At 60.3% G+C, this 552-nt stretch carries 1 protein-coding gene; it reads left to right on the plus strand.

The window, feature by feature from the left end; translation table 11 throughout:
- Positions 1-15: 15 nt before the first annotated feature.
- Positions 16-552 (plus strand): hypothetical protein (locus QMG40_RS17285; RefSeq protein ID WP_283532383.1); only part of this gene is annotated, 537 nt, incomplete at its 3' end.

Raw genomic sequence — 552 nt, forward strand, 5'->3', positions numbered from 1 at the left:
GAAGGCCGCGACGGGATGTCCTGGCTAAGCCTGCATCTACCCACCCTGGCCGCAGCAGGGATCATGACGCACTGCACCCGCACAGCACGAGCCATCAAAAACCACACCAACACCCACCCCACACCACACCCTAACCCCGGCCCCGACCCCAGTTCCGGTCATGGTTCCGGTTCTGGGAATGGGGTTGGGGGAGATCGTGGGGAATACAGAACTCTGGATCAACTTCGTGTTGACGTTGCTGCACTACTACTGATGGGCCAAGAACTACCCGCCAATAACTACACCAAGACCGGCAGTAACAACGCCAGCACCAGCAAGACCAGCACCAGCACCAACGCTCCTGAGCGCAACAACGACGATCGCAGCAACGCTCCTGACAGCAGTTCCGGGCCCGGCACCAGCAAGACCAGCACCAGCAGCAACGCTCCTGACTGGGGTCACCGCGGTGGCAGTGCTGGTACTTCCGGGCACTGTACTAGCGAGAGTAGTTCCGGGGGATTTAGCTCGGGCTTTGGGGTGAGGTTGGTTGATCCGGAGCCTATCTGGACACAC

Origin of the sequence: Arthrobacter antibioticus, assembly GCF_030063205.1 — a bacterium.
In the GTDB taxonomy this organism is placed as follows: Bacteria; Actinomycetota; Actinomycetes; order Actinomycetales; family Micrococcaceae; genus Specibacter.